Below are 21530 nucleotides of genomic sequence, written 5' to 3' on the forward strand. Positions count from 1 at the left end.
TCTTATGCAAAACGCCCATTGGGCGACGTATTCTGGTTATCTGGGGAGGTGCGTTGGGAAACGAGGTTGGATGTCAGGTCGGTCGAAGTGTGGCCTGCCGAATTTTGGGGACGTGACTGATCGCGTTGACCCTGCATCTGCTGTCCGCCGAGCAGGTCGCTGTTCGTTACCCGGACACCGGACTGGCGTAATTCTTCGACCAATTTGGGCTGCTCTGCCGCAAAGATGCGTGCGGCGGCTTCGGTGCTGGCCTGCATGTGGATGTTTACACCATCCTGCTGCGTTTCGACCGAAACTTCCAACTGGCCAAGGTTGCTTGGCGAAAGACCGAAGCGCAATTTCCCGTCTTGTCCGGCAACGGCGACAATGTCGCGGGCGAGCTGGTCAATCCATTGGCCGTCGCGGGCCATATCCAGTTGGTGGGTGGTGAAGTTTTCGGGACCACCGAATATGGGCGCCGTCATCGACGTGGCCGAAACCACCGTTGGCGTTGGCAATGTAAATGCCTGGACAGATGTTTCGACGGGCACCGTTTTGAGGAGCGTTGTCGATTTGGCTGAAGCGTCGGACGCATTTTGGGCCTCGGTCCCGATTTCAAGCCGGTTGCGGTCGGCGGCTGTGTCGCGCTTAAAGAAAGCGTCGACGGGCTGGGCGACGGGTGCCGTGACCTGCGGAGTCTGAGCGAACTGGATTTTGGGACCCATTTCGGCTGTTGCATCAGCAGGCAGTGCCGCATTTTCGAGCTCGCCCTGTTCCTCTTCACCAGCCTCGATCTTCGTGGTGAGCTCTTTCGATACGGGCACGGCGACAAGCTTTTTGAGCTGCTGAATATCCCGCATGACGGGAGCCTTGCCTTTCCCGGGCTCGGCAGTGCGAGGCCTTTCAACATCCGCCGGGCCATCTTCCGGGACGTTGGGAGCAGCACGCAAGGCAAGATCCCGAACGGCGGGCGGCGCGTCTATTGTCGGTTGAGGCGGTGCGACAGGCTGAGCGGGCTCTGGTTCCAAACCGGGAACGGCAACGGTCTTGGGCGCAGCGATCACCGCCATGACGGGCGGCTTCAACGCCACGACCGCACTGGTGTCGGGTGTTTTGATGGGGGCGTCAACCGAGCCCTTCAAGTGCGGTGACACGTCTGCTTTCGGCGCTTGCGCTGGCATTGGCGCTGTGGCGACCGGCGTTGATGCCGTTTCCATCAGCGCATCGAAACCAAGGCCGCCTTCGACAGCATTGGCGTTCTGGATTGTGGCACCAGCTGGCGCGCTGATGTTCAGGACGGACGCGAGATTCATATGTCTTCCCCTTTGGTACCGGTGCCAGGATGGCAGCGTGCATGTGCGGCCTTCCGTTCATTATGTTTGGCGCGCTCCACCTCGGCCTTTTCAAGCAGACGTCGGGCGCCCTGTTCGCGTAGTTCGGTGTGGATGCTGTTTTTCTGCTGGCGCTGAACGCGCTGCATTGCCTGTTCCAGCGGCACGGACGTGGCACGCAGTGCGGTGTCGAGGCGGACACGTGTTTCGGCGATCGCCGCAAGGGCCATCCCGTCGGTCGTACCAGAGGTCGCCACATTTTCATTGTTGAGCGCAACGATGCGATCAACGATCGACCGGATCTGGTTCGCGCTGCCCTTGGCTTTCGCAAGTTCCATCTGCGCAATCCGGCTTTCGGCTGTGCGAACGCGGACGATACGGGCGCGGCGGTCAACATTCTGGGTCATATGCCGAACCCTTCCAGAAGGGCGGCGCGCGATGCGTCAAATCCAATGGAGCTGCGCATGGGCTGTCCGACATAATTCAGCATGTCGCCGTGCATGGCGATGGCATCATCCAGAACTGCGTCATTTCCGGCCGTGTAGGCACCCATCAGAAGTAGGTCGCGGTTTTGCTCATGCGTTGACCATAATTGGCGGAAGTGGGCGGCAGCCGCCATATGCTCGGCATCGACGATGTCGGGCATGATGCGGGACAGCGAACGGGCGACATCAATTGCGGGGAACAGGCCGTTTTCGGCGAGGGTCCGCGACAGGATGATATGGCCGTCGACAATGGCGCGTGCGGCATCGACGATGGGATCTTCCAGATCACCACCATCGGCAAGAACAGTATAGATTGCGGTAATGGAGCCACCTGTGCGGCTGTCGATACCGGCGCGTTCGACCAATTGCGGAATGAGCGCGAGCGAGGAAGGCGTATAGCCCTTCATCGTGGGCGGTTCACCCAAAGCCAGACCGATTTCACGCTGCGCATGCGCAACGCGGGTCAGGCTGTCGATCAACAACAGCACTTTCTTGCCCTGCGACCGGAAATATTCGGCAATGGCCGTTGCCCGCATGGCGGCACGCAAGCGCAACAGGGGTGAATGATCTGCAGCAACAGCGACGACAACGGATTTGGCGGCAATGCGCGGGGTCAGTTTGGTTTCAATGAAATCGCTCACTTCGCGTGCGCGTTCGCCGATCAGGCCGGTTACAATCACATCGGCATCAATGCCTTCGAGGATCTGGCCCATCAGGACGGACTTGCCGACGCCCGAACCGGCGATAACGGCGACGCGCTGGCCTTCGCCAATGGTCAAAAGGCCGTTGATGGCGCGGACACCACAATCAATAGGACGGGTAATACGTCCGCGCACCAGCGGGCTGGAGGCGACACCGGAGATCGGCCAGCTTTCATGGCATCCGGTCAGGGGGCGGCCATCCAGCGGTACGCCTTGCGCATCGATGATGCGACCAAGCAATCCGTCACCGCAGGCGATGTGGTCGTGACGACCGCACGGAACGACCCTTGCGCCCGTCGCAACCGAAAGACGCTGGGAGAATGGCTGGATGATGCTTTTGTTGCCCCGAAAGCCAACGACCTCACCGGTCACAAATCCACCATCGGTCTGCGAAATCCGGACGGCGGTGCCGACGGGATAGGGGAAGGCGGCGGCTTCGAGAAACTGGCCTTTGCATGCGGTCAAGGAGCCGACACGCCGGGGCGTGGCCGCTTCAAGGTTGAGCGATTGGAATATGGCGCGGGCGGCTTCGGCAAGGCGGGCGGTCATGCGGCCATCCCTTCGCAATGCAGCGCTTCGCGCAGCCGTTCGATGCCGAGTGCGACGCCATGTTCGATCCAGCCTTGCGAACATTCGATGCGGATCGTGGCGCGGCTCAAGCTCGGATCGCTGCGCACGGCAAGTTTTCCAACGGTTTTTCCGACCAATGCGGCGTCGTCGGGGTGCAGAAGAATATGCCGCGCTTCATCGGCTTCGGTGATGATATCGACCGCACGCGCAATCTGTTTGTTCAACAGGTCTTCGTCGATGGTCACGCCATCGGTGATCTGGCCGACAAGACGGACAACGGTTTCGCGTAAAAGCAGCGAGAGTTCGGGACCAGCCTCGCTTTGGAATGCCTGGGCGTTGGCGAGCAGCTTTTGAAAAGCCGTGCGTTCTGCGTCGAACGCGGCTTCTGCCATTTGCTGCCCATCGGCAAGACCCCGGGCATATTCATCCGGCCGTTTTTCGGCTTGCGGCGTTGTGGTGCGGATGGCGCTGGTTCGAAAACCTGTACCCCGTGCGGTGGCCGCCAGCAGCGATACGCGTTTTGGGCTATCAGACATAATCGTCGCCCTTTCCGCCCATCTGGATTTCGCCCGATGCGGCCATCTGGCGCGCAACCGCGATAACAGCCTTTTGCGCCGCTTCCACATCGGTGCGCTTGACCTGACCCATGTCCGCAATATCGTCGCGGATGGTCTGGGCGGCACGGGCCGAAAGCGTGCTGAGCATCTTCTCGCCCAGCAGTTCGCTGGCACCCTTGACCGCAAGTCCGATCTGTTCGGAGTCGACATTGCGCAGGATCGTGCCCAGCGTCTTGGCATCCAGAGCGGCCAGATCGTCGAAGACAAACATTTCTTCTTCGATGGCATCTGCGAGCAGGCGATCTTTCTTGCGCAATGCGCGAAGCAATTTTTCGGCGGTCGGGCGCGGGAGATTCTTGACGATACGCGCGACTTCATTGCGTCCGCCCAGCGCGACATCGGGGGCATGTGCCTTCCGGCTGGTATAGTTGATCAGGATCGCTTCGAGATCTTCAATCGCATCCGCAGAGATGGAGGAGAGATTGGCGGAGCGGAACAAAAGATCGGTCTGTGTCGGTTCGTCCAGCGCGGCAATTGCCTGGGCGGACACTTCAGGTGTCAGCACCGACAGGATGACGGCGGCGACCTGGGGATGTTCCGAGGAAACCAGTTCCGAGATGGACGCGACATCCATCCAGCGCAAAATGTCGAGCGATGGGGCGCTGGACTGGGGTTCGATTTCGGACAGGATGTTGCCGGCGCGCACATTGCCCAAGGCCTTGTGCATCATTTCACGGATACGGACAGGGGCGCCGACGGCCAGTGCCGAAAGGTCGCGATTGCTGGAGACAAAAGTTTCCAGCGCGCGCTCGACATCATTTTCGTTGGCGCTCGATGCTTCGAACATGCCCTTGCCAAGTGCTTTGACTTCGTCGGGGGCAAGATGTTGCAAGATGGCGGTTGCGTCGTCGTCTTCCAGCAGCATCATCAAGATGGCTGCCGAAAGCTCGCCGCTGATCGATGGAACAGCTGGCGCACCCAAGGGCGATTCAGCGATGTCCAGATCTTCATCCATTCGCCCGCTCCTGGATCATCTGGCGCACGACCAGGGCGGCGCGCTCGGGATCTTGGCGGATGAATGAACGAACGAGATTTGCGCGCGCTTCATAGCTTGGCGCGGCTTCGATCATTTCAATGGTGACCGGGGCAGGGCCGCGTGACTGACCGGTGGCGGCGAGCAGCTTCTGTTCGACTTCAGCCTGTTCCTTGGCATCGGCGGCTCTGGCCTTCACGGCCTTGATCATGGGACGGCCGATAAAGAGGAAGGCGAGCAGCGCGGCGAGCACGGCGCCGACCTGCTGCACCAAGGGGAAGAACCATGGCTCATCCCAGAAATTGACGACGGCTTCGGGGTTTTCGGCGAATGGACGCGACGAAATGGCCACAACGTCGCCGCGCTGGGCGCTGAAACCGACAGCACCCTTCACCAATGCTTCCAATGCGGCGACATCCGCAGCGGCGGGCTTTTTCTGTCCTTTGACATCGCGCAGCGCCACGGCGACCGAAAGACGGCGCAGATTGCCCTGGGGTTGATGCGTCACGGCGATTTCCCGGCCCACATCGAAGTTGCGGGTATAGGTCTCTTCGCTTTGCGTTTCCCCATTGGCGGGCGGCGTGGTTTGTCCCGGAGGCGTGTTGGCGAGCTGGCTTGCAGGTGGTGGTTGGTTCGACAAAGCACCGGGAATACCTGCGGCGCCCTGCGTGGTTGCATTTTGCGTGCTCTTGTTGCCCTCTTCGCTACGCAGCGCCCGGTCGTCCTTTGGATAGGTCTCGCGGGTCGACTGCGTTTCGCTGGGATCGACGTCGGCGCTTACCTCAACCGAGAAATTCCCGGCGCCCACAATGGGGGTCAAAAGCGTGATGACGGCCTGCCGGTAACGCTCTTCCATCTGCATCTGCAGCTGGAACATTTCCTGATCGGCATTGCCCGTAGGCGATGAAATCAGCGCGCCGCTCTGGTCAATGACGGATACGGAATCGGCGGCGAGGCCTGGAACCGACGACGCGACCAGATGGCGGATTGCGCGGACCTGTGCTTCGGAAAGGCTGCGGCCCTGTTGCAGGGTCAGCATCACCGAAGCTGCAGGCTCGCGCGCTTCGCGGACGAAGACGCTGGGTTCGGGCATCGCCAGATGGACCCGCGCGGTCTTTACAGCATCAATAGCCTCGATCGTACGCGCCAAATCGGCTTCGCGCGCCCCGCGCAGGGTTTCACCTTCGACCGCGCGGCTTGAGCCCATGGGCAAGGACGCGATAACGGCGTCGCCTGAGGGCATCGCTTTGGGCAGACCTTGGCCCGCCAGCAGCATCCGTGCCTCGTGCACTTTCCCGGCATCAACAGATAGCGCGCCGGTCCCCGCGTCGAGGGTATAGTCGATGCCCGATGCTTGAAGCGCATCGGCGACAGCAGCCTTGTCACCTTCCGCCAGACCCTGGAAAAGCGGTGCCTGTGCAGGGGTGCTCAGGGCAAAATAGGAAATGGCGGCAATGCCAATCGCGCCGGTCAGGGCGAGCGCGGGCAGCGCCTTGCGTACGGCGGGCTGGCTGGCGATGTCGCGCAATGCGCCAAAGCCGCCCGTCGAAGCGGGGGTTGCAAAGCGGGTCATCTGTCCACCCGCGGGTACGGCATCTGCAGAAAGTATCTGGTTCTCGGCCATGGATTATACCGGCATGTTCATGATGTCGCGGTAGGCGGACAGCAATTTGTTGCGGACTTGCATGGTCGCTTCGAAGCCGATGGAGGCCTTTTGCCGTTCCACCATCACGGAAACGATGTCGTGGGTATCGCCCCGCTCATAGGCGGCGGACAGGTCGCTCGCCTTGGCCTGCTGCGCATTCACCATCTGCAGCGCATCGGTCATGGTTTTGGCGAAAGGGGCGTTGGCGACGGTTTCTCCCGTATCCACACCCCGTCCAGCGGCACGTTGAAGCGCGCCGTTTTGGCTCAATATGGTGGAGCGCATTTGCAGCAACCGGCTCTGGTCAATGGTCGACATATGCTTTGGTCCGAAGGCGGAATTGCCTTTGCGGGTATATAAGCAATGCTCGTGCCAATTTGGGAAAAGCTAGGGATTGCGCGGTTTTGAGCGGCTTGGGTCAACCATCCGCCAATATTCCGACAAGTTAAGGTTAAAGGTGCGGGAGGTTAAGCCGTTACTGCTTTGCGTGGCTGCTCATCCAATCGGGCTGCCCCATTTGAGAGACAGCAAAAGGAATTATCATGACCGTAATCAACACAAATGTTAGCGCACTTCGCGCTCAGAATGCTTCGCGTATGGCCAACCGTGACCTGGGCCAGGCAATGGAGCGTCTGTCGAGCGGCAAGCGCATTAACGCTGCTAAAGACGACGCAGCTGGCCTTGCCATTTCGACCCGTATGGAAGCCAAGGTACGCGGCCTGAACCAGGCCGTTCGTAACGCAAATGACGGTATTTCGCTCGCACAGACCGCTGAAGGCGCGATGGGCGAAATCTCGAACATCCTGCTGCGTATGCGTGAACTGGCCGTTCAGTCTGCCAACGGCACGGCCGCTGCATCTGACCGTACCGCCATCGACGCTGAAGCTGACGCACTGGTTGCCCAGATCGGTGACATCACCTCGCGTACCGACTTCAACGGCACTGTCCTGATCGACGCCGCGAAAACCATCAGCATCCAGACCGGTGTTGAAAGCGGTGAAACCGTTGATATCGACCTGGTCGCCATGACGGCTGCTGGTTTGGGTATCGGTGCTGTCGACCTGTCGACCGCTGCTGGTGCCGGTACCGCGCTGAACCTGCTCGACACCGCGATTGACACTGTTGCTACGCAGCGTGCTGAAATCGGTGCCGTTCAGAACCGTCTCGACGCGACTGTCAACAATTTGACATCGACCGCCACCAATTTGACGGAATCGAAATCGCGTATCCAGGACGCTGACTTCTCGGCAGAATCGACCAAGCTCGCATCTGCACAGATCCTGAGCCAGGCATCGACCGCGATGTTGGCACAGGCCAACCAGAGCCAGCAGGGCGTATTGAACCTGCTGCGTTAATAAGCCCTCGGGACGTAACTAGCAAAACAAACTACCCCGGTGGCGTGCCACCGGGGTTTTTCTTGTGCACAATGGAGGCTTGAATTCACCCGAACACATGTCTATGCGGGCCGCCTTGGCCACACAGCCATCGCCGCCTTAGCTCAGTTGGTAGAGCATCGCATTCGTAATGCGGGGGTCGTAGGTTCGAATCCTATAGGCGGCACCATAGCTTTCAGTCCATCACGCGCACGCCGGGTCCGGCGGTTTCCACCATGATCATTGGCTTGGCGCCCTCGGGCGTCTGGTAGCCGCGTTCGACGGCAGCCCTTACGTCCGGGATTCGCGATGCGGGCATCACAGCAACGCACGCGCCGCCAAATCCGCCGCCGGTCATGCGGGCGCCGCCTTCATTCCCTATCGCCTTTTGCAGGACATCGACCAAGCGGTCTATCGCCGGCACTGTAATTTCGAAATCGTCGCGCATCGATTGATGGCTTTCGGCCATTAGGGTCCCGAGCCTTTGCAGATCGCCCTTTTCCAAGGCGGACGCCGCCTCGACCGTGCGCTGGTTTTCGCTGATCACATGGCGTGCGCGGCTGTGCGTGACGGGGTCAAGTTTTGCTGCCGCCAGCATCGCCATGTCGGCATCGCGCAGGGCGGCCACGCCCATGGCCTTTGCGGCGGCTTCGCACTGGCGGCGGCGTTCGTTATAATGTCCTTCGACCAGACCCCGGCTGACGCCGGAGTGCACAATCATGATGGCGAGTTCGGCAGGGACGGGCGCATCGGTCAGGCTGAGGCTGCGGCAATCAATTAACAGCGCATGGCCCGCCTTGCCTTGTGCCGAAATAAGCTGGTCCATGATGCCGCATTTGGTGCCGACAAAATCGCACTCTGCGGCTTGCGCAATTTGCGCGAGCTTGGTGCGGTCGATGTCCGTTCCGCTGAGCGCGAGCATGGCCTGTCCGACGGCAACTTCTAGCGATGCAGAGGACGACAGGCCCGCGCCTTTGGGGATATTACCCGCAATGGCGAGGTTCGCACCCTGAAGCTCAAACTCCGCCTTTTGAACGGCATCAACCATGCCGCGCACATAATTGGCCCAGCCATGCGCCGAGGAGCGGATATCCTTGAGGTCAAACAGGTCGGTCGCGTCGTCGAAGTCGGTGGCGAGGACGTGGACCTGTCCATCGTTGCGGCCGCTAATCGCCACCATAGTTGACGGGCCGATGGCGCAGGGCAAGACGAAGCCGTCATTATAGTCGGTATGCTCCCCGATCAGATTGACCCGCCCCGGCGCGCGGATGACATGTGCGGGCTGCTGCCCAAAATGCTGTTCGAAAGCTGCCGTAACCCGATGGTGCAGATCCTTGTCGACTTGTGTCATCATGCGCTCCGGTAATGGACGGGGCTTTGGGCGCGCAGATGCGCTGCTGCCGTTTCGGGGGTCAGATCGCGTTGCGCCTCGGCGAGCATTTCATAGCCGACCATGAATTTGCGGACACTGGCCGAGCGGAGAAGCGGCGGGTAGAAATGGGCGTGCATTTGCCAATGGGCTGCGTCCCGTTCCGCCGACGGGGCACCGTGCCAGCCCATGGAATAGGGGAAACTGGTCTGGAACAGATTGTCATAGGCCGTGGTGATGGCTTTCAGGATATCGGCAAGGGCGTCCCGCTGTTCGTTGTTGACCCGTCCGAAGCCGGGGGCGGCAAAGAGGGGGAGGAGGAGGACCTCATAGGGCCAGCTTGCCCAATAGGGGACGACCGCCAGCCAATGGGCGTTGGCGGCGACGGTGCGGCTGCCGTCGGCGCGTTCAGCCTCGGCATAGGCCAGTAGCATCGATGTCCCACTATCTCTAAACCATTGCTTTTGCGTATTATCTTCCTGCACAGGTTCGGCGGGGACGTAGCTTGTCGCCCAGACCTGACCATGGGGATGCGGGCTTGAGCAGCCCATCATCGCACCCTTATTCTCGAATATCTGCACATAGGCGTGGGTTTTCGCCAGTTCCTCCTCCTGCGCGGCCCAGACGTCCACGACGCGGCGGATCGCGGTCACAGGCAGTTCGGGCAGGCTTTTGCCATGGTCGGGCGAGAAACAGATCACGCGGCAAGTCCCGTTTGCGGGCGCGGCCTGAAACAGAGGATTGCTTGCCGTTTGCGCAGCATCCTCACCCGGCATCAGCGCCGCGAAGTCATTGTCGAACACAAACACATCGGCATAGTCCGGATTGGCCACCCCGCCGACGCGTTCATTGCCGGGGCACAGATAGCATCCGGCGTCATAGGCGGGGCGCACGCTATTGTCCGGCTCGTCCTGCTGCCCTTGCCAGGGCCGCTTGGCGCGGTGCGGGGAGACGAGCACCCATTGCCCTTTGAGCGGATTGAACCGCCGGTGCGGCTGGTCATCAAACGACATCAGGCAGGCTCCAGTCTATGGGGGGTTGTCCGTGCTTTTCCAGAAAGGCATTGGTTTGCGAAAAATGGCGGCACCCCAGAAAGCCGTTATAGGCCGACAAGGGCGAAGGATGCGCAGCCTTCAAAACAAGGTGCCGCGAACTGTCGACAAAGGCCGCTTTCTTCTGCGCATAGCTGCCCCACAGGAGGAACACGACCGGATCGGGTTTGGCATTGACCAGCCGGATGACCGCGTCGGTAAAACGCTCCCACCCCTTTTGGCTGTGCGATGCAGCTTTTGCCATTTCGACGGTCAGGACACTGTTCAGCAGCAACACACCCTGCCGCGCCCAATGTTCCAGAAAGCCGTGCTTTGGCCGGGTCAGGCCCAGATCGCTTTCCAGTTCCTTATAGATGTTCAACAGGCTGGGCGGCGGGCGGACACCAGGCTTCACACTGAAGCACAGGCCATGCGCCTGATCCGGACCATGATAGGGATCCTGCCCAAGGATGACCACCCGCACCTTGTCGAGCGGCGTGAGGTCCAGCGCGCGAAACCATTCGCTGCCCTTGGGGTAGATGGTCTTGCCGGCTGCCTTTTCGGCAACGAGAAACTGCCGGAGCGCCGCCATATAGTCCGAAGAAAATTCGGGCAAAAGCGGCGCTTTCCAGCTTTCATGCAGTTGGATGTCAGGCATGTGTTGTCCTGACCCCAATCTCAATCTGTCTTTTCTGCCGTCAACAACCCCGCCCAAGCTTCGACCTCTTTTTTGCTCGCCGGACCCAAAAGCTCCATCGCGTGGCGCAGGCGTTCGCGGATGATGTCGCGGCCCAGATGGACGATGGCATCGAACAGCGGCACGCCCTGCGGTTGGCCGGTGATGGCGATATACATCGGCCGGATCACATCCTTCAGCTTGGTTTCCAGCACTTCGGCGGTGCGGCGCAAGGTGGTTTCGACACCTTCCTTGTTCCATTCGATCAGGCCGTCAAATTGCTGCAGCGCCAGCGTATAGGCCGCGCGCTGCTGGTCCTGGTCAATCTTCACACCATCGCGCAAGGCGTCGGCGGTCAGGCCGTCGATGCGGTTCATGAAGAACATGCCCGTCAGGCTTCCCAGATCCGATAATTTGGTGATCCGCGCCTGCGCCATTTCGGCAATTGGCGTCAGATAGGCGTCGTTCAGTGCCCACGCCTTTACCGCGTCGAGAAACTGTCCAACATCCAGTTCTTCGCGCAGATAGCGGCCATTGAGCCAGTCCAGCTTGGACGTGTCGAACACCGGTCCGCCAAGCGAGATATTGTGGACGTCAAAACCGTCGATCAGTTCCTGCAGGCTGGTTTTCTCATCCTCTTCGCTCGCGCTCTTGATGAACAGGCCAAGGAAATTCTGCATCGCCTGCGGCAAATAACCGGCGCGCTGGTAAAACAGGATCGAAGTCGGGTTCTTGCGTTTCGACAATTTCGACTTGTCGGCATTGCGCAACAGGGGAAGGTGCGTCAGCACCGGCGGTTCCCAACCGAAATATTGATAAAGCAGCAGATGCTTGGGCGCCGACGATATCCATTCTTCGCCGCGCATCACATGGGTGATGCCCATCAGATGGTCATCGACGACATTGGCCAGATGGTAGGTCGGCAAGCCGTCCGACTTCATCAGGACCTGCATATCGACGACAGCATATTCAAATTCGATTTCGCCGCGCAGCGTATCTTGCACGACGCATTTCCCTTCGGTCGGGATTTTCATGCGGACGACATGGCTGACGCCTTCGGCATCCAGCTTGGCGCGGTCGGCATCGGTGAGCGACAGGCAGGTGCCGTCATATTTCGGCGGCTGCTTGGCGGCGATCTGGTGCCGCCGCATCGCGGTCAGCTTTTCCGATGTGCAATAGCATTTGAACGCATGGCCGTCGGCCAGCAGCCGGTCGCAATGTTCGGTGTAGATCGCGCTGCGTTCCGATTGGCGATAGGGTCCGTGCGGACCGCCGACGTCAGGACCTTCATCCCAGCTCAGACCCAGCCAGCGCAGCGAATCCAGGATCATCTTTTCCGATTGCAGCGTAGAGCGTGCCTGATCGGTATCCTCGATGCGCAGCAGAAATTCGCCGCCATGCTTTTTGGCAAAGCAATAATTTATCAGCGCAATATAGGCTGTGCCGACATGGGGATCACCGGTGGGGGAGGGCGCAACGCGCGTACGAACGGTCATGGAAAATGTGCTTTCAATCTAAATTGTGCCGCGCTCTAACAAGGTGCAACACGCTTGTCATCTTTCGCAACGAATAGCATGGAGCAAAGCTCAACCAAGAGGTTATGTCATGCAATTTAGCCGTCGCAGTTTCAATTTCGGTCTGGGCAGTCTCGCTTTTGCGGGTCTTGCGCAACGTTCGCTTGCCCAGATGCCGCCTACGGCACGCAGCGAAGTGTTAGGCTATGGCGCCTTATTGCCCGACCCCGACAATCTGATCGATCTGCCCAAAGGCTTTTCCTATCAGGTGATTTCACGTTTCGGCAATTTGATGGACGACGGATTTGTCGTTCCCAATGCCGGGGACGGAATGGGCGCCTTTGCCGCGGGCAAGAACAAGGTGGCGCTCGTCCGCAACCATGAACTCAGCCCGCGCGATCTGCGCTTTGGTCCGATTCCGGGTAAAGTCGGCAGTGACTTTTTGACCTATGACCGGATGGCGGACGCAGGCGGCATGCCGCTTCCCGGCGGGACGACGACGCTGATATATGACCTCAAGTCCGGACGGAAAGAAGCCGAATGGCTCAGCCTGTCGGGGACGATCCGCAACTGTGCCGGGGGTATTACGCCATGGGGAAGCTGGTTGACTTGCGAGGAAAATGTCACGCGCGCAGGACAGGGCGTGGGCAAGGACCATGGCTATGTCTTTGAAGTGCCGTCGACCCATAAGGGCCTGGTCGATCCCGTGCCATTGAAGGAGATGGGGCGTTTCAACCATGAAGCCGCCTGCGTCGACCCGCGCACCGGCATTGTTTATCTGACCGAGGATCGGGACGACAGCCTGCTCTACCGCTTCATCCCCAATGTCTGCGGGGAACTTGCCAAGGGTGGCCGGTTGGAGGCGCTGGCCTTGGCCGAAACCGGGATCAAGGATAGCCGGAACTGGACAGAGGCCGCCGTGCAACGTGGCAAGCCTCTGCGCGCCAACTGGGTCGCGCTCGACAATCCGGAAAGTCCGGATGATGATTTGCGGCTGCGCGGCCATGCGCTGGGGGCGACCTTGTTTGCGCGTGGTGAAGGCATCTGGTGGGGCAAGGGCGAGCTCTACTTTGCCTGCACCGACGGCGGCGCGAAGAAGCTGGGCCAGATTTTCCGTTATGTGCCTGCGGTCAATGAAGGCTTTCCCGGCGAATCCGATGCGCCTGGGCGGATCGAGCTTTTTTATGAATCGCAGGACGCCGCAGCCTATAATTATGGCGACAATCTGTGCGTCATGCCGAACGGGCATCTGATGGTCTGCGAAGACCAGTATACCGACATTGCCGACAACCACCTGCGCGGCATTACGCCCGATGGCAAAGCCTATGTCTTCGCCCGCAGCCGCGTGCAGACCGAATTCGCCGGCGCCTGTTTTTCGCCCGACGGATCGACAATGTTTGTGAACTTCTACGCGCCGACGATGACGCTGGCGATCCGGGGGCCTTGGCACAAAGTGCGGGGGTAGGGGTGTTAGGGACGGTCCCTAGATGGACAGTCCCCAAACCTTGTTTTCTACCCAAACATCGCAGCACTATGTTTATTCCGATCTTTGCTATATAATGATTGGCTCTTTCCATTGGCCCTGTGTATCGGTTGAACAATATGTCGCACCTCTCCCCCCGTCTTCGCGCCATTGGCACGGCGCTGCCTGATCATCTGCTCACCCAGCAACAGGTTCTTGAAATATTGGCAAAGGACAAAGGCAAGGCATTGCCGGCCCGCCTGGCGGATATCCTTGGTAATACCGGGATCGAACGGCGCCACATCGCCATGCCGCCGGAATATTATTTTAGCGAACGGTCCTGGTCGGGACGGGCGCAGGTCTATGAAGACGCTGCTGCTCGGATGTTTCAGGATGCGGCGAAGATTGCGCTTGACCGCGCGGGACTTTCCCCTGCGGATATCGGGCAAATTGTGTTTGTGTCGACCACCGGCACAATGACGCCCAGCCTGCCGAGCCGGATGATCGCGGCCATGGGCTTTGCGCCTGATACACGCTGCGTCCCGCTGTTCGGTTATGGCTGTGCAGGCGGGGCCATTGGCCTTGGCGTGGCCGCCGACCTGTTCCGTGCGTCGCCCGAAAAGCCCGTCCTTCTGGTCAGCCTGGAACTGTGCAGCATTGCCTATGACCATAGCCGCATGGACAAGAAAGACATGGTCGCGCTGGCCCTGTTCGCCGACGGCTGCGCGGCGGCGGTTGTGGGGTCGGGCGAGGGACCGGAGCTGTCGGCCTTTGCCAGCCATATCTGGCCCGAAACGCTGGACATGATGGGCTGGGAAATTGGCGAGACGGGCTTCGATCTGGTGCTCGCCCGCAATATCCCGTCCTTTGTGAACAGCGATTTCGCACCGGTCTGTGACGCCTTTCTGGAAAAACAGTCTCTGGCGAAGGCCGATCTCGGCGAATCTGCCTGCCACCCCGGTGGCGGCCGCGTCGTCGATGCCTTGGCGGAATATCTGGAAGATGATCTGGCAGAGACCCGCGCGGTTCTGCGCAACAATGGCAATATGAGCTCGCCCACGGTGCTGTTCGTGCTGGAGCAGGTGCTGGCCAAGGGGCCGATTTCCAAACCCATGCTGATGACCGCGCTTGGCCCGGGTTTCGTCGGCGCAATGGGCGTGTTGAGGCCATGACGCCGCTCGACTGGCCATTCTGGGCGCAGATCGTTCTGGCCTATGTCATCGTGCAGCGGCTGGCCGAGCTTGCCTATGCCAACGCCAATACCCGCCGTTTGCTGAGCGAGGGCGGCCGCGAACATGGGCGGGACCATTATCCACTGTTCATCGTGCTCCACAGCGGATGGCTGATTTCGATTGCGCTGTTTGCCGTGCCGTCGGCGCAGCCTGACCTTCTTCTTTTGAACGCCTTCATCGCCAGCCAGACCTTCCGCTTCTGGACCTTGGCGAGCATTGGCCGCTGGTGGACCACCCGCATCATCAGCGCGCCGCATTTTCCAAGGGTCAAAAAAGGACCCTACCGCTTTATCAAGCACCCCAATTACGCGCTGGTCGTCGTTGAAATCGCGCTAGTCCCGCTGTTGCTCGGCGCGCCGGCGATGGCGGTCACCTTTTCGGTCCTGAACGCCGCGCTATTGTGGTGGCGGATCCGGATCGAGGAAGCGGTGTTGTCGGAACGGCAATCGGATGGGGGATGACGCGGTCCGAAGGTTTCAATTGCAATTATTTTCTTGAACCTTGACCCACAGCCAGTCCGGCGCTAATGGCGCGCCTTCGCGATACTATGAGTGTGATTCTCGCATGGGTCGTGAAAACTCAATTTAGCTAGCACATTATGTGACAGGTCGGGTGGGTAAAAGGCTGCGCCTCCACCGCAACAACGCCTTGCTGCATAAAGTAACCGCTTATTTTAAGGTGAAGATATGCCAACGATTAACCAGCTGGTCCGCAAGGGCCGGACACCGCAGAAGACCAAGTCCAAGGTCCCTGCGATGGACCAAAATCCACAGAAGCGCGGCGTTTGCACCCGCGTGTACACGACGACCCCGAAAAAGCCGAACTCGGCTTTGCGTAAAGTTGCGAAGATTCGTCTGACCAACCAGCGCGAGGTTATTTCCTACATCCCTGGCGAAGGCCACAACCTGCAAGAGCATAGCGTTGTGCTGATCCGCGGCGGCCGCGTACGCGACCTTCCCGGTGTGCGTTACCACGTTCTTCGCGGCGTACTCGATACGCAGGGTGTCAAGGACCGCAAGCAATCGCGTTCCAAATATGGTGCAAAGCGTCCGAAGTAATTCGAACCGCTTCCCATTGGCGGATCGGTGTGGCGCGCAACTGCGCAGCCAGGCGGTCCAAAGAGACAAAGGAAATTTAATATGTCACGTCGTCGTCGTCCCGAAAAGCGCATCATTCTTCCCGATCCCAAATTCGGTGATATCGTGCTTTCGAAATTCATGAACAACCTGATGCTGGACGGTAAGAAGTCCGCAGCAGAGCGTATCGTTTATGGTGCCCTGGAAACCGTTGAAGCACGCGCGAAGAAAGATCCGCTGCAGACCTTCCATGAAGCACTGGACAACGTAAAGCCCGGTATCGAAGTCCGTAGCCGCCGCGTTGGTGGTGCCACCTATCAGGTGCCTTGCGAAGTTCGTCCCGAGCGTGCGCAGGCTTTGGCTATCCGCTGGTTGATCGGCGCTGCGCGTAACCGCAGCGAAACCACCATGGCTGCTCGTCTTTCCGGCGAATTGATGGATGCTGCGTCGAACCGCGGCAATGCTGTCAAAAAACGGGAAGATACGCACCGTATGGCCGAAGCCAACCGTGCATTCGCGCACTACCGCTGGTAATAATCAGCGGGTTCGCAACGCTGGGAAACTAAACAGGACCGTATTGGCGGCCCACACTTCGGAGTAAAGACCATGGCACGCAGCCATCCACTCAATATGTATCGCAATATCGGTATTATGGCGCATATCGACGCCGGTAAGACCACGACCACCGAGCGTATCCTTTACTACACCGGCAAGTCGTACAAGATCGGTGAAGTGCACGATGGTGCGGCCACCATGGACTGGATGGAGCAGGAACAGGAGCGTGGTATCACCATCACCTCTGCTGCGACGACCTGCTTCTGGAACGATCACCGCATCAACATCATCGACACCCCCGGCCACGTTGACTTCACCATTGAAGTCGAACGTTCGCTGCGCGTGCTCGACGGTGCGGTTGCTTGCTTCGACGGCGTTGCCGGTGTGGAGCCGCAATCGGAAACCGTATGGCGTCAGGCTGACAAATATGGCGTTCCGCGCATGTGCTTCATCAACAAGCTCGACCGGACCGGCGCGAACTTCAAATATTGCGTGCAGTCGATCATCGATCGTCTGGGTGCGAAGCCTGCGGTTCTCTACATTCCGATCGGCCTTGAGTCGGATCTGAAGGGTCTTGTCGACCTCGTTGAAAACCGTGCGATCATCTGGAAGGATGAAAGCCTGGGCGCAGAATTCTTCTACGAAGATATCCCCGCCGACCTCGCCGACGAAGCTGCGAAATATCGCAACGAACTGATCGAACTGATCGTCGAGCAAGACGACGACGCCATGGAAGCCTATCTCGATGGCAATGAGCCTGACGTTGCGACCATGAAGAAGCTGATCCGCAAGGGGACGCTGAACCAGTCGTTCGTGCCCGTTTGCTGCGGTTCGGCGTTCAAGAACAAGGGCGTTCAGCCTTTGCTCGACGCTGTTGTCGACTATCTGCCTTCGCCGCTCGACATTCCTGATGTTCAGGGCGTGAAGATGGACAGCGACGAGAAGGACAGCCGTCCGCCTACGGACGAAGCGCCTTTCTCGGCACTCGCTTTCAAGGTCATGAACGACCCGTTCGTCGGTTCGCTGACCTTCATCCGTATCTATTCGGGCACCCTGACCAAGGGCACCTATTTGAACTCGGTGAAGGACAAGAAGGAAAAAGTCGGCCGCATGCTCGAAATGCACGCCAATGAACGTAAGGACATTGACGAGGCATTTGCAGGCGACATCATCGCGCTTGCCGGTATGAAGGAAACGACCACCGGTGACACGCTGTGCGCCGAACGCTTCCCGATCGTTCTGGAACGTATGGAATTCCCTGAGCCGGTTATCGAACTGTCGGTGGAACCCAAGACCAAGGCTGACCAGGAAAAGATGGGCATCGCGCTCAACCGTCTGTCGGCTGAAGATCCCTCGTTCCGCGTATCGACCGACCATGAATCGGGTCAGACGATCATCAAGGGCATGGGCGAACTTCACCTCGACATCATCGTTGACCGTATGCGTCGCGAATTCAAGGTGGAAGCCAATGTCGGCGCACCTCAGGTGGCCTACCGCGAATATTTGGCGCGCGAAGTCGATATCGACTACACGCACAAAAAGCAGTCGGGTGGTTCGGGTCAGTTCGGCCGCATCAAGTTCACCGTTAAGCCCGGTGAGCGTGGCACGGGCATCACCTTCAAGGACGAAGTCAAGGGCGGTAACATTCCCAAGGAATATATCCCCTCGGTCGAAAAGGGCATGCGCGAAACGGCAGAATCCGGTTCGCTCATCGGCTTCCCGATCATCGACTTCGAAATCACCCTTTATGACGGTGCCTACCATGACGTCGACTCGTCGGCGCTGGCATTCGAAATTGCCGGTCGTGCCGGCATGCGTGAAGCGGCACAGAAGGCAGGCATCAAGCTGCTCGAGCCGATCATGAAGGTTGAAGTTGTTTCTCCGGAAGAATATCTGGGCGATGTTATCGGCGACATGAATTCACGTCGTGGCCAAATTCAGGGCACCGACAGCCGCGGCAACGCACAGGTAGTCGAGGCCATGGTGCCGCTGGCCAACATGTTCGGTTATGTGAACCAGCTCCGCTCGTTCACACAAGGACGTGCCAACTATTCGATGTTCTTCAATCATTATGATGAAGTTCCGTCGAACGTTGCAGCGGAAATCAAGGAGAAGCTTGCCTGATAGGCAAAACAAGATTAAGGGCGGCGCCTGATTCAGCAGGCGCGTCCCAACTGGTCACATTATACCCTATTCGAAAGAAGGTTTGAAAAAATGGCAAAGGCTAAATTTGAGCGGACGAAACCGCATTGCAACATCGGCACCATCGGTCACGTTGACCATGGCAAGACCACGCTGACCGCAGCGATCACCAAGGTATTGGCAGAAACCACCGGCGGTACCGCTGTTGACTTCGCCAACATCGACAAGGCTCCTGAAGAGCGCGAGCGTGGTATCACGATTTCGACCGCACACGTCGAATATGAAACCACCAACCGTCACTATGCGCACGTCGACTGCCCAGGCCACGCTGACTATGTTAAGAACATGATCACCGGTGCTGCCCAGATGGACGGCGCGATCCTCGTTGTGAACGCTGCTGACGGCCCCATGCCGCAGACCCGCGAGCACATCCTGCTTGCCCGCCAGGTTGGCGTGCCTTCGCTTGTTGTTTACATGAACAAGGTTGACCAGGTTGACGACGAAGAAATTCTCGAACTGGTTGAAATGGAAGTTCGCGAGCTTCTCTCGAGCTATGATTTCCCAGGCGACGATATTCCAATCGTTAAGGGTTCGGCTCTGGCCGCTCTCGAAGGCCGTGACGACAACATCGGTAAGGAATCGATCCTTGCTCTGATGGCTGCCGTTGACAGCTACATCCCGCAGCCTGAGCGTCCTGTCGACAAGCCCTTCCTGATGCCAGTTGAAGACGTGTTCTCGATCTCGGGTCGTGGTACTGTTGTGACCGGCCGCGTTGAAACCGGAATCGTCAAGGTTGGTGAAGAAGTCGAAATCGTCGGCATCAAGGACACCAAGAAGACCACCGTTACCGGCGTTGAAATGTTCCGCAAGCTGCTCGATCAGGGTGAAGCTGGCGACAACATCGGTGCACTGGTTCGTGGCGTAGGCCGTGAAGAAGTTGAGCGTGGTCAGGTTCTCTGCAAGCCCGGTTCGGTTACGCCGCACACCGAGTTCTCGGCAGAAATCTACGTGCTTTCGAAGGATGAAGGCGGCCGTCACACGCCGTTCTTTGCGAACTACCGTCCGCAATTCTACTTCCGCACCACCGACGTAACCGGCGAAGTGATCCTTCCTGAAGGCACGGAAATGGTTATGCCAGGCGACAACGTAACCATCTCGGTTAAGCTGATTGCACCAATCGCTATGGACCCAGGTCTCCGCTTCGCAATTCGCGAAGGTGGCCGTACTGTCGGTTCAGGGGTTGTCAGCGCAATCTCTAAGTAATATAGGCCGCGCATCCCGCCCGAGTCTTTGATTCGGGCGGGCCGGTTTTTAGAAATTCAAAACAGCTGCTCCGGCTTCCAAAAGGCAAGTCGGACATGCTGTTTTTCGGCTCTTTGATATTGATAGAATTTGGAATTTGGTGAACCCATGGAAACGCAGAATATTCGCATCCGTCTGAAAGCATTTGACCATCGCGTCCTCGATCAGGCCACAGGCGATATCGCAGACACCGCACGCCGCACCGGCGCGCTCATCCGTGGACCTATTCCACTTCCTACCCGTATCGAAAAGTTCACGGTGAACCGTGGACCTCACGTTGACAAAAAGTCGCGCGAGCAGTTCGAAGTTCGTACCTACAAGCGGTTGCTCGACATTGTGCAACCCACGCCGCAGACCGTTGATGCTTTGATGAAGCTCGACCTTGCTGCCGGTGTGAATGTCGAAATCAAATTGGCGTAAGCCGATATCTCCGCATTTTGCGGAGTGAGACATTAGGAATACCGCCGGAGAATCCTCCAAGGATTTGCCCGGGCCGCGTTCCCCGTCTTACCGAATGGTTCTCAAATTGAGCCATCGGTGCCTAGCCCGGACGGGGCATGCTTCAAAATTCAGGGCTGGATTTAGGCGTCACGCCCTCCTGGCAATCCTGCCAGCCGGGCCTCTGACATAAGTTGGAGTATGGATCATGCGCACTGGCGTGATCGCGAAAAAGATGGGTATGATGCGCCTCTTCAATGAAGACGGCCGTCACGTACCTGTGACCGTTTTGGCGCTGGAAGGCTGCCAAGTGGTTGGAGCCCGCAACGAAGAGAAGGACGGCTATTTTGCTGTTCGCCTTGGTGCCGGCGCCCGTAAAGCGAAAAATGTAAACAAACCGCAACGTGGCGAATTCGCCAAGGCACAGGTCGAGCCCAAGGCTCGCGTTGCCGAATTCCGCGTTGAAAATGCTGACGGCCTTCTGCCTGTTGGCGCATCACTTTCTGCCAACCATTTTGTTGATGGTCAGCTGGTCGACATCACCGGCCACACGCAGGGTAAAGGCTTCGCCGGTGCCATGAAGCGTTGGGGTTTCGGTGGTATGCGTGCATCGCACGGTGTGTCGATCACCCACCGTGCCCACGGTTCGACGGGTAACCGTCAGGATCCGGGTAAGGTTTTCAAGAACAAGAAGATGGCCGGCCACATGGGCGACCGTCAACGCACCCAGCAAAATCTGGAAGTTGTCCGCACTGACGTAGCGCGCGGCCTGATCTTCGTTAAGGGTTCTGTGCCCGGTGCGAAGAACGGCTGGTTGCTTGTTCGTGATGCTGTCAAGGTTCCGACCCCGGAAGCGGCTCCATTCCCTGGTGCCCTGAAGAACGACAATGAAGCTCCCGTCGTGGAAGAAGAAATCGTCGTCGCCACCGAAGAAGTCGTTGCCGACACTCCCGCTGTAGAAGCTGAAGCGCCTGCCGCTGAAGCTGCTCCCGCCGTCGAAGCTGCTGCTGACGAAGCACCTGCTGCCGATGCCGGCGAAGAAAAGAAGGAGGGCTAAGC

Annotated in this window: 21 protein-coding genes and 1 tRNA gene; 11 read left to right on the plus strand and 11 right to left on the minus strand. The window is 58.9% G+C overall.

Annotated features, from left to right (window positions below):
* Positions 1-2: 2 nt before the first annotated feature.
* From EUU25_RS14390 to fliE, 7 genes are read right to left on the minus strand one after another with little or no spacing between them, the layout of a single operon-like run.
* Positions 3-1292 (minus strand): flagellar hook-length control protein FliK, encoded by a 1290-nt coding sequence (locus EUU25_RS14390; RefSeq protein ID WP_158902134.1) that lies wholly within the window; start codon positions 1290-1292, stop codon positions 3-5.
* Positions 1289-1717, minus strand: a complete 429-nt coding sequence (locus EUU25_RS14395) for a hypothetical protein (RefSeq protein ID WP_158902136.1) — start codon at positions 1715-1717, stop codon at positions 1289-1291. Before EUU25_RS14395 ends, EUU25_RS14390 begins: the two co-directional genes overlap by 4 nt.
* Positions 1714-3045, minus strand: coding sequence for a FliI/YscN family ATPase (locus tag EUU25_RS14400; protein ID WP_158902138.1), 1332 nt, complete (start codon positions 3043-3045; stop codon positions 1714-1716). Before EUU25_RS14400 ends, EUU25_RS14395 begins: the two co-directional genes overlap by 4 nt.
* Entirely contained in the window at positions 3042-3602 is a 561-nt protein-coding gene (locus tag EUU25_RS14405; RefSeq protein WP_158902140.1) for a FliH/SctL family protein, read from the minus strand. Before EUU25_RS14405 ends, EUU25_RS14400 begins: the two co-directional genes overlap by 4 nt.
* Positions 3595-4638: a flagellar motor switch protein FliG gene (locus EUU25_RS14410; RefSeq protein ID WP_158902142.1), complete on the minus strand. Its 1044-nt coding sequence runs from the start codon at positions 4636-4638 to the stop codon at positions 3595-3597. Before EUU25_RS14410 ends, EUU25_RS14405 begins: the two co-directional genes overlap by 8 nt.
* Positions 4631-6280: a flagellar basal-body MS-ring/collar protein FliF gene (gene fliF, locus EUU25_RS14415; RefSeq protein ID WP_158902144.1), complete on the minus strand. Its 1650-nt coding sequence runs from the start codon at positions 6278-6280 to the stop codon at positions 4631-4633. The genes EUU25_RS14410 and fliF overlap by 8 nt, the downstream gene beginning before the upstream one ends.
* Before the next feature lie 3 nt (positions 6281-6283).
* Positions 6284-6619 carry a flagellar hook-basal body complex protein FliE gene (gene fliE / locus EUU25_RS14420; RefSeq protein ID WP_158902146.1) on the minus strand — a complete coding sequence of 112 codons (336 nt, stop codon included), beginning with the start codon at positions 6617-6619 and terminating at the stop codon, positions 6284-6286.
* A 224-nt stretch (positions 6620-6843) separates the two neighbouring features.
* Between fliE and EUU25_RS14425 the strand changes: the two genes are divergently transcribed.
* On the plus strand, positions 6844-7656 hold the full coding sequence (locus EUU25_RS14425; protein WP_158902148.1) for a flagellin N-terminal helical domain-containing protein: 813 nt from the start codon (positions 6844-6846) through the stop codon (positions 7654-7656).
* Between the two features lie 132 nt (positions 7657-7788).
* Positions 7789-7864: transfer RNA gene (locus EUU25_RS14430), tRNA-Thr, on the plus strand.
* Between the two features lie 6 nt (positions 7865-7870).
* On the opposite strand, the gene galK is transcribed toward EUU25_RS14430, so the two are convergent.
* Genes galK through gltX form a run of 4 tightly spaced genes read right to left on the minus strand, consistent with a single transcriptional unit; the run spans position 7871 to position 12246 of the window.
* Complete coding sequence (gene galK / locus EUU25_RS14435) at positions 7871-9028, minus strand: galactokinase (protein WP_222848799.1); 1158 nt, start codon at positions 9026-9028, stop codon at positions 7871-7873.
* Positions 9025-10056, minus strand: coding sequence for a UDP-glucose--hexose-1-phosphate uridylyltransferase (locus EUU25_RS14440; RefSeq protein ID WP_158902150.1), 1032 nt, complete (start codon positions 10054-10056; stop codon positions 9025-9027). The genes galK and EUU25_RS14440 overlap by 4 nt, the downstream gene beginning before the upstream one ends.
* Complete coding sequence (gene ung, locus EUU25_RS14445; RefSeq protein WP_158902152.1) at positions 10046-10732, minus strand: uracil-DNA glycosylase; 687 nt, start codon at positions 10730-10732, stop codon at positions 10046-10048. Before ung ends, EUU25_RS14440 begins: the two co-directional genes overlap by 11 nt.
* Positions 10733-10752: 20 nt before the next feature.
* The gene (gene gltX, locus EUU25_RS14450; RefSeq protein WP_158902154.1) at positions 10753-12246 is read right to left on the minus strand and encodes a glutamate--tRNA ligase; all 1494 of its coding nucleotides are present in this window, start codon (positions 12244-12246) and stop codon (positions 10753-10755) included.
* Between the two features lie 109 nt (positions 12247-12355).
* On the opposite strand from gltX, the gene EUU25_RS14455 reads away from it, so the two are divergent.
* The 9 genes from EUU25_RS14455 (at position 12356) to rplC (ending at position 21528) form a co-directional block, all read left to right on the plus strand.
* Positions 12356-13729, plus strand: a complete 1374-nt coding sequence (locus tag EUU25_RS14455) for an alkaline phosphatase PhoX (RefSeq protein ID WP_158902156.1) — start codon at positions 12356-12358, stop codon at positions 13727-13729.
* Between the two features lie 137 nt (positions 13730-13866).
* Complete coding sequence (locus EUU25_RS14460; protein ID WP_158902159.1) at positions 13867-14898, plus strand: type III polyketide synthase; 1032 nt, start codon at positions 13867-13869, stop codon at positions 14896-14898.
* Positions 14895-15419: an isoprenylcysteine carboxyl methyltransferase family protein gene (locus EUU25_RS14465; RefSeq protein ID WP_158902161.1), complete on the plus strand. Its 525-nt coding sequence runs from the start codon at positions 14895-14897 to the stop codon at positions 15417-15419. Before EUU25_RS14460 ends, EUU25_RS14465 begins: the two co-directional genes overlap by 4 nt.
* A 225-nt stretch (positions 15420-15644) precedes the next feature.
* Positions 15645-16016, plus strand: coding sequence for a 30S ribosomal protein S12 (gene rpsL, locus EUU25_RS14470; RefSeq protein ID WP_143776737.1), 372 nt, complete (start codon positions 15645-15647; stop codon positions 16014-16016).
* Between the two features lie 81 nt (positions 16017-16097).
* Complete coding sequence (rpsG, locus tag EUU25_RS14475) at positions 16098-16568, plus strand: 30S ribosomal protein S7 (RefSeq protein WP_143776736.1); 471 nt, start codon at positions 16098-16100, stop codon at positions 16566-16568.
* 72 nt (positions 16569-16640) lie between these two features.
* Positions 16641-18713: an elongation factor G gene (gene fusA / locus EUU25_RS14480; protein ID WP_158902163.1), complete on the plus strand. Its 2073-nt coding sequence runs from the start codon at positions 16641-16643 to the stop codon at positions 18711-18713.
* Between the two features lie 90 nt (positions 18714-18803).
* The gene (gene tuf, locus EUU25_RS14485) at positions 18804-19994 is read left to right on the plus strand and encodes an elongation factor Tu (protein ID WP_158902165.1); all 1191 of its coding nucleotides are present in this window, start codon (positions 18804-18806) and stop codon (positions 19992-19994) included.
* A 147-nt stretch (positions 19995-20141) separates the two neighbouring features.
* Entirely contained in the window at positions 20142-20453 is a 312-nt protein-coding gene (rpsJ, locus tag EUU25_RS14490; RefSeq protein WP_022672862.1) for a 30S ribosomal protein S10, read from the plus strand.
* Between the two features lie 226 nt (positions 20454-20679).
* Positions 20680-21528 (plus strand): 50S ribosomal protein L3, encoded by an 849-nt coding sequence (gene rplC, locus EUU25_RS14495; protein WP_158902167.1) that lies wholly within the window; start codon positions 20680-20682, stop codon positions 21526-21528.
* The last annotated feature ends 2 nt before the right edge of the window (positions 21529-21530 follow it).

This window comes from Sphingorhabdus lacus (genome assembly GCF_009768975.1).
GTDB lineage: Bacteria > Pseudomonadota > Alphaproteobacteria > Sphingomonadales > Sphingomonadaceae > Sphingorhabdus_B > Sphingorhabdus_B lacus.